Genomic DNA, 7686 nt, shown 5'->3' on the forward strand with positions numbered 1-7686 from the left:
GCCGATGGCCGGGCTGCGACCGCCAGGTCAACTGGTCGACGCCGCATCACATCGTCGCCTGGAGCAAAAACGGTCCGACCGACCTGGCCAACCTCGTGCTTTGTGTTTCGCTCACCATCGACTCGTCCATGAGGGGGGATGGCAGGTGGTCAAGGCCGGGCGCGAGTTCCGCTTCCTGCCGCCGGAGCGGGTGGTGATGCGGCGGGCGCGCGGGCCGGGTGTGCGCTGGGCGGCGTAGGCCGCGCTATCGCGGAGCCGGTGTCTCGCCTACTCGGGGATTAGGACAAACCTAGAACTTGGTTCCACGCGGTGCGCGCGATCTGCCCACCGTTTCGCGCATCCGAACCGCGACCACCAGACCTGACACACCGGTGAGCATGGCCACGGTGAGGATCGCCGCCGGGATGCCGGCAACATCGGCGATCACGCCGGCCACGATGCCTCCGACCGCATAGCCGGCGTCGCGCCACAGCCGGTAGATGCCGACCGAGGTCGCCCGGTCGGGAGTCTGAGCCGCATCGCTGATGACAGCGAGCAGGGTCGGATAGACAAGGGCGGTGCCGGCCCCCAGCAGGACGCTTGCCGCGAACCACCATGCCAAGCCCGGGACGAGGACGAAGCCCGCGATCGCGAGCGACTGGAGCAGCATCCCCGCCACGATGAGACGCTTGCGGCCGATGTGGTCGCTGATCCAGCCCGTGCCCAGCTGCCCAGCGCCCCAGACGGCCGGGTAGACGCCGGCCAGGAGCCCGATCTCCCGAAGTCCGAGACCGTGCGCGGCAAAGAAGAGTGGCAGCAGCGCCCAGGCCATGCCGTCGTTGAGGTTGTTCACCAGGCCCGCCTGGCACGTGCTGGACAGCGTCCGGTCGCGGAAGCTGACGTCCAGCACCAGGTTGCCCAATGATCGCGTCGGCAGGGCGCCGGCCGACTCGAGCTCGACGTGCCGGCTGGTTTCTCGGGTGAGCAGCGAAAGTAGCAGCCCACATACCGCGAGAGCCTCGGCGAGGAAGTAGGGCGTGGGGCGGATGCCGTAGTTCGCCGCGAGGAACCCGCCGGCCGCTGCCGCGACCGACACCGCCAGGTAACCGGAGGCTTCGTTCAGGCCCAGGGCCAACCCGCGCCGCCGGGGCCCGGCGAGGTCGATCTTCATGTTCACGGTCGTAGACCAGGCCAGGCCCTGATTGACGCCCAGCAAGACGTTGGCCAACACCACCCAGCCCCAGGCGGGCGCCATGATGATGAGTGGCGCAACCGGGAGCGCCGCCAGCCATCCCGCGAGGAGAACGCCGCGGCGGCCCAGGCGGTCGGCGAGGCGGCCCGCGATGAAATTGCTCGCGGCCTTGGTCAGGCCGAAGCTGATCAGGAAGGACAGGATCGCCGCCCGGCTGGCGATCTGAAAATCATGGGCGGCCAGCGGCGCCAGAGTCGAGCGCTCGACTCCGACGACGCCCCCGACGAAGGCGTTGATCGCCACCAGGAGCGCGAACTGCCGCCAATTCGCGCGCAGCCCGAGTTGGATCGGCAGCAATGGGATCGTCATGGGCCGGCCGGCTTCAGGCGACCGCGCAGCGGTTGGCTCCCGCCTCCAGTTCGCTGGGATTCTCGGTGAGTTCGCCGCCCTCATTGAGCTCGACGATTCGGAAGTGATTCGGCGGGGCCGGCGGAATGCCCGCGAGAACGACGTCGACGAACCTTTCCGAATCCAGCCGCGTCAGGGCCACCGTTTTTCGGATCGTGCCGGCGGTCGCGGCCAGCAGCCGGCCATCGAAAGGAACGGGCCGTGATGCGTGGCCGGGCAGCACCAACGCTGCCGGGGGCAGCTCGAGGATGCGACCGATCGACTGATGAAGTTGACGCGCGCGGGCCGCCGGCTCGTCGCGGCCGCCACCCTCGAGATCAGGCCGCCCCACGCCGGCCAAGAGCAGGGTGTCGCCCGTGAAGGCGGCGGCCTTCCCCAGAAGGTAGGTGGTGCTCTCCGCGGTGTGACCAGGCGTGCGCAGGGCGACCAATCGCGCTGCACCGAAGCCGATCCGGTCGCCGTCAGCCACAGGTCGGAAGGCATAGCGGGCGCGGTTCTGGGCGGGCAGCCACAGCTCCGCGCCGGCCTGCTGTGCGAGCGCTCTCGACCGCGAGAGATGATCGGCGTGGATGTGTGTATCGGTCACCGCCACCAGCCGCCAGCCATGCTCACCAAGCAACCGGACATAAACATTCACATCGACCGAGGCGTCGATGACGACCGCGTCGGATTCCGATGCGACGATGTAGGAGAGGCATCCTTTCCCGGTCCGGCGGACCTGGATGACCTCGCAGCCGGATACGGTCGTCTGGGCAGTGTTCCAGGCGAGCGACCAGGCTCGCATCCCGCCCTCCAGCGTCAGCGCCTGCACTCCCCTGGCTCGCAGCAGGGCTGTCGCGGTGGCGGCGGTTCCGCCCATCCCGCAAACGGTCACCACCGGTCCCCGTGGGAAATCGAGTCCGGCGAGCGGGCCCAGGCTTCCCGTTTGGACGGCATCGTAGGCATCGACCCGGAGGCTTCCCGGGATCGACCACTCGCGGTCGGCGGGCGACCGGATGTCGATCACGGTCACGGCATGTGCGGCTGCGAGAAGCTCCTGGAGCTCTTCGGGAGAGATGCTGTCGGCCGTCATCGAACCATCACCAGAAGTCGTTGCCCGAAATTTTCCGCCCCAGAGCTCAAATTGTCAAGATATCAATTGAACCCTTGACAATGAGGTCGGACGGGGGGATACTGGGCCACCGATGGCGGATCACGCGCTGAAGGTCGAGCTTTTCGATCAATTCGCCCGGGTCGCTCATGCCCTGGGAAGTGGGCGGCGGGTTGAGCTCATCGACGTGCTGGCCAACGGCGAGCGAAGCGTCGAGGAGTTGTCGCGCCAGGTCGCGATGTCGGTCGCCAACACCAGCCGGCACCTCCAGGTCCTGAAGGAGTCGGGACTCGTCGCCGCCGCCAGGAACGGCACGCGCGTGCGCTACCGGCTCGCCTCGCCGGTCGTCTACCAGTTCTGGGTGGCCCTGCGCTCCCTGGCGGTCGAGAGGCTGCCTGGGGTGCAGGGCCTCGTCGAGGCATACCTCGGTTCACGGGAAGGCCTCGAACCGATCAGCGGGGATGAGCTGCTCGCTCGGCTCAAGGCGGGCGAGCCCCTGCTGGTGGTCGATGTCCGGCCGGCTGAGGAGTATCAAGCGGCGCATGTCGCCGGCGCTGTGTCGATTCCGCTGCCGGAGCTGGAGCAGAGGTTGCGGGAGCTACCGCTCGAGCGTGAGATCGTCGCCTACTGCAGGGGTCCGTACTGTGCCTTTGCGCCGGCAGCGGTTCGCACCCTCCGTGAGCACGGTTACGCGGCCCGATACCTCACCGACGGATTACCGGAATGGGCGGCCGCCGGACGAGGGATCGGCGCCGTCATGAACCATGGCTGAGATGCTCGAGCTGGTCGATCTCGAAGAGCTTCGCCACCAGGTCCGCGAGAAGTACCGCGAGGTGGCGGCCGACCCGACCGGCGCCCAGCACCCGCATCACTTCCATACGGGCCGCGCCCATGCCGTTCGGTTGGGCTATCCAGCACATCCGCTGAGCCAGCTTCCCGAAGCCGCGTGCGAGGCCTTCGCGGAAGTCGGGAATCCCTTTTACTGGGGTGGCCCTCAGCCTGGCGAGCGGGTACTGGACCTTGGATCGGGTGGCGGTATGGACTCGTTGCTGGCCGCGCTGTGGGTGGGCGGCGAAGGGAGCGTGATCGGAGTCGACATGACTCCCGAGATGCTCGAGCGCAGCCGCTCGATGGCGGCCAGGCTCGGCCTGAAGAACATCGAGTTCCGGGAGGGCCTGATCGAGGCTCTTCCTGTCGAGGACGGTTGGGCGGACGTCGTCATCTCCAACGGCGTGATCAACCTCTGCCCGGACAAGCTCGGCGTCTACCGCCAGATCTTTCGGGTCCTGCGGCCCGGCGGCCGGATGACGGTGGCGGACATCTGTCTGGAGCGGCCGGTGCCGGAGGAGGCGCTCCGAAACATCGATCTGTGGACGGGTTGAATCGCCGGCGCCCTGCCGTGTGCAGGGTGGGAGACCGTGATCGGCGGCGCCGGGCTCCTCGACGTCGAGCTCGCCAACCCGCTTGACACGTTCGCCGGCGCACGGGGAGAGGAGAGCGCTCGGGAGTTCGGCACCCTCGGCTACTCGATTCGAGCGCGCAAGCCGGCCTGATCCCGCCGGTCGCCGGGAGTGAGCCTGCTCTTGTAGACGTGAGCCGGTGAGCGTCTCGACGTTCGGGGAAGCTGTTGCACATGAGGCCTTTTGGGCGTCGCGGCGGCGTAAGCTCCACCCGGTGGAAGGCGACTTCCCGGCCGTCACCGGCGGCACCATCCGGATGAATTGGGATCCGGGATCGCGCCTGGCCGCGATCACCTGCACGGGCCACAAGAGGGCAACAGGCAACGCCGCCGCGCTGCGCAAGATGGGCATCGAGGCGTGACGCGAGCGCCGACATTCGACGACTGCTTCTCGGTCATGTCGGCGGCGTCGATGGGAGACACCGCGGCGCGGGTTGCCCTGCCTGACGCGCCGGACCTTGAGGATGTGGCGACCAGGTTGGCCATCGCGCTCAATCTGCTGCTCGACGACCTCGACCAGCGCAATCGCGAGCAGCACCGAGTCGAGGATCAGCTGCGCCAGGCAGTCAACGAACAGCTGCACATCTTCATGAACAGCGTCAAGGACCACGCCATGATCACCCTGGACCCCGACGGGAACGTCGCCTCATGGAACCCTGGCGCCCAACAAATCGAGGGCTACCGACCTGACGAAATAGTCGGCCGGCACTTCTCTCGCTTCTATGCGGACAGCGAAATCCAGGCAGGCAAGCCAAGCCGCGATCTCGAGGAAGCCGCCCGCGCTGGCAAGTTCGAGGACGAAGGTTGGCGAGTCAGGAAGGACGGCAGCCGGTTTTGGGCCAACGCTGTGATCACCGCCCTTCGCGACGAGGATGGCCGGCTACGTGGATTTGGCAACGTGACTCGCGACATCACCGAGCGCAGGCGGGCCGAGCAGGACCTGACCGAATCACACGCCCGCTTGCAGGCGATCATCGACACCTCACTCACCGCGATCGTGACCATGGACGGCCAGGGCGCGATCACCGACTGGAACCCGCAGGCCGAAGCCACCTTCGGGTGGCCTCGCCACGAGGCTCTGGGCAAGGTCCTCGTCGACACGATCGTTCCCAAGCAGTACCGGGAGGGGCATCGAGCGGGCCTCGCCCGCTATCTGGCAACTGGCGAGGGCCCCGTGCTGGGCAAGGTCCTCGAACTCAGCGCGCTCGACCGCGAAGGCCGCGAGTTCCCAGTGGAGTTGGCCATCTCCCCCGCCTCAACGCCGGGCGGAAAGGTTCTGTTCGTCGGCTTCGTGCGCGACATCACCGCACGCAAACAAGCGGAGGATGCGATCAGGGACCTCAACACAGAGTTGCAAGCTGCTGATCAGCACAAGAGTGAATTCATGGCCAACATGAGCCACGAGCTGCGCACGCCACTCAACGCGATCCTCGGCTTCTCCGAGCTGATGCTCGATGACAGCTCCAACCAGTACGACCTGGCCACGCGACAGAGGTTTCTGCAGCAGATCAATTCGAGCGGACGCCATCTGCTTGGGCTGATCAACGACATTCTCGACCTCTCCAAGGTCGAGGCCGGCGAAATGGTTTTCGAGGTCGAGACCGTTTCGATCGCCAGCGCCGTGGCTCAGGTTCTGAATACGATCGAGCCTCTCGCGACCAAGAAGGGAATCCGGATCGAAGCCCGCGTCGGCGCCGGCTATCAGGTGCGGGCGGATGCGGGCAAATTGCAGCAGATGCTTCTCAATCTCGTCTCCAATGCGGTCAAGTTCACGCCCGAGGGCGGCCGCGTGACCATCGGCGCGCGACGCCTCGCCGAGGCGGTCGAGATCTCGGTCGCCGACACGGGCATCGGCATCGCCGAGTCCGACATCAGGCGCCTCTTCAAAGAGTTCCAGCAGCTGGACTCCAGCGCGGGGCGCCGGCAGGAGGGCACCGGGCTCGGCTTGGCGCTCACCAGACGGTTGGCGGTGCTGCACGGCGGCGACGTCGGTGTGGTGAGCGAGCTGGGAAAGGGGAGTGTGTTCACCCTCAAGCTGCCGGCGGGTGCGCCTGATGAGCCGGCGGGAAGGGATTAGCCCGAGCGGAACTGGTGTTCGCTGCGCGCGGCGCCAGGCCCACCCCGCTTTTTCGATTTCCGGCGAGAGTCAGCCGGGAACCCGCTGCGCTCGGCGATTGTCCTGCGGGCGTTGGGAATGCCCGCGGCACCCGGTAGATTGAGGCCGATATGGGTTCTGAGTGGCCGCTCGGCTCTGTCGAGCTGAAGGTCCTCGACCTCGAGCGTGAGGCTGAGTTTTACGAGCGGTTCGGTTTGAACCGCATGAGCGGTGACGCCGAGACGGCCACCCTGGGCGCCGGGGGCTCGCAGCTGCTCCGCCTCAAGGCGCTGCCTGAAGGCCGCCAGCGGCCGCGGCACACCGCCGGCCTATTCCACTTCGCCATCCTGTTGCCAAGCGAGGCGGAGCTCGGTGGCTTCCTGCGGCGTGCGCTCGAAGAGAAGCTGCCGCTGACCGGCACGGCCGAGCATCACGTCAGCCAGGCCCTGTATTTCGACGACCCCGAAGGCAATGGCATCGAGGTCTACGCGGACCGGCCGCGCAGCGAGTGGCAGTACCCCAACGGACGGCTCAAGATCGGCACCGACCATCTCGATTTCGAGCGCCTGCTCCGAATCGCCGCCCAAGCGGACAAGAAGTTCTCCGGCGGTACCGTCCTCGGCCACATGCACCTCAACGTCGGCGACCTGGACCGCAGCCAGGCCTTTTACGAGTCGATGGGCATGGAGCTGATGGCCGAGGCGGGGCAAGTGATGCGCTTCATGAGCTGGCAGGGTTACCACCATCACCTCGGGATCAACCTGCTCGAGGGGCGCGGCGCGGCACCCGTTGAGGCGGGCGTCAGGGGCCTGGAGAGCTTCGCGGTCCGGCGTGTCGACGGCGCCTGCACCGACCCCGACGGAATCGGGGTTACGCCCGCGGCCTGACCCGGCCCACCTCGTGCTTGCACCACGCATACAGGGCGTCGTAGAGAGGCGTTTCGAGGGCGAGCTTGAGGTGGTCGTTGTCACCGTGGACCATGGCAAACCCATGGGCGATGGCTTTGAGGCCCGCCGCCTCCGGCGTGACGCCCACATCCTCTGTGACATCGGCGCCGTGAACGATCTGGGCGAGCCGGTCCAGGGCAGGGTCGTGCAGCCCATATTTGAGGAGGATCGACTCGAAGCTGCACCGGCCGGCGACGTGGCCCAACTCGACGCCGGCGACGTCGTATGGGATCGCACCTTCACGCTCAACCACCGGGGCCACGTCCGCCGCCGGCACGTACAGGAACTCCGCTTCCGGGTCGATGAACCGCTTGACCAGCCAGGGGCATGCGATCCGGTCGACGCTCGCGTTCTCCCGAGTCACCCACTTCATCGGTCCGCCTCCCTGTCACTGGAATATCGTCGCTCGGGCTATTGTCGCCGCGGTCGGGCACGGCAGCACCTTCGCACTGGCGCTCCCGATCGACAATTAGGCCCCATGGAGCCCGAGGTGCGGGCGCGGTTCGAACCGCGCCC

9 protein-coding genes are annotated in these 7686 nt (G+C 67.2%); 6 read left to right on the forward strand and 3 right to left on the reverse strand.

What is annotated here, in order from left to right; translation table 11 throughout:
• Positions 1 to 197, forward strand: a 197-nt coding sequence (locus tag EPN29_05640; protein TAN33463.1) for an HNH endonuclease, incomplete at its 5' end; no start/stop codon positions are given.
• A gap of 92 nt (positions 198 to 289) precedes the next feature.
• Here the strand turns inward: EPN29_05640 and EPN29_05645 are convergent.
• On the reverse strand, positions 290 to 1540 hold the full coding sequence (locus tag EPN29_05645) for an MFS transporter (GenBank protein ID TAN33464.1): 1251 nt from the start codon (positions 1538 to 1540) through the stop codon (positions 290 to 292).
• 13 nt (positions 1541 to 1553) lie between these two features.
• Positions 1554 to 2651, reverse strand: coding sequence for an MBL fold metallo-hydrolase (locus tag EPN29_05650; protein ID TAN33465.1), 1098 nt, complete (start codon positions 2649 to 2651; stop codon positions 1554 to 1556).
• Between the two features lie 112 nt (positions 2652 to 2763).
• On the opposite strand from EPN29_05650, the gene EPN29_05655 reads away from it, so the two are divergent.
• The 5 genes from EPN29_05655 to EPN29_05675 all read left to right on the forward strand — a co-directional run bounded on the left by EPN29_05655 (position 2764) and on the right by EPN29_05675 (position 7110).
• A complete protein-coding gene (locus tag EPN29_05655; GenBank protein ID TAN33466.1) occupies positions 2764 to 3441 on the forward strand; it encodes an ArsR family transcriptional regulator in 678 nt (225 codons plus the stop codon).
• Positions 3434 to 4051, forward strand: coding sequence for a methyltransferase domain-containing protein (locus EPN29_05660; protein TAN33467.1), 618 nt, complete (start codon positions 3434 to 3436; stop codon positions 4049 to 4051). Before EPN29_05655 ends, EPN29_05660 begins: the two co-directional genes overlap by 8 nt.
• A gap of 217 nt (positions 4052 to 4268) precedes the next feature.
• Positions 4269 to 4490: a hypothetical protein gene (locus tag EPN29_05665; protein ID TAN33468.1), complete on the forward strand. Its 222-nt coding sequence runs from the start codon at positions 4269 to 4271 to the stop codon at positions 4488 to 4490.
• On the forward strand, positions 4487 to 6205 hold the full coding sequence (locus EPN29_05670) for a PAS domain S-box protein (GenBank protein ID TAN33469.1): 1719 nt from the start codon (positions 4487 to 4489) through the stop codon (positions 6203 to 6205). The genes EPN29_05665 and EPN29_05670 overlap by 4 nt, the downstream gene beginning before the upstream one ends.
• Positions 6206 to 6354: 149 nt before the next feature.
• Positions 6355 to 7110: a hypothetical protein gene (locus tag EPN29_05675; protein ID TAN33470.1), complete on the forward strand. Its 756-nt coding sequence runs from the start codon at positions 6355 to 6357 to the stop codon at positions 7108 to 7110.
• Here EPN29_05675 and EPN29_05680 read toward each other — a convergent pair.
• The gene (locus tag EPN29_05680; GenBank protein TAN33471.1) at positions 7094 to 7543 is read right to left on the reverse strand and encodes a chromate resistance protein; all 450 of its coding nucleotides are present in this window, start codon (positions 7541 to 7543) and stop codon (positions 7094 to 7096) included. The genes EPN29_05675 and EPN29_05680 overlap by 17 nt on opposite strands.
• Positions 7544 to 7686 lie beyond the last annotated feature (143 nt).

It is taken from the genome of bacterium, from assembly GCA_004299235.1.
Classification (GTDB): domain Bacteria; phylum Chloroflexota; class Dormibacteria; order Dormibacterales; family Dormibacteraceae; genus SCQL01.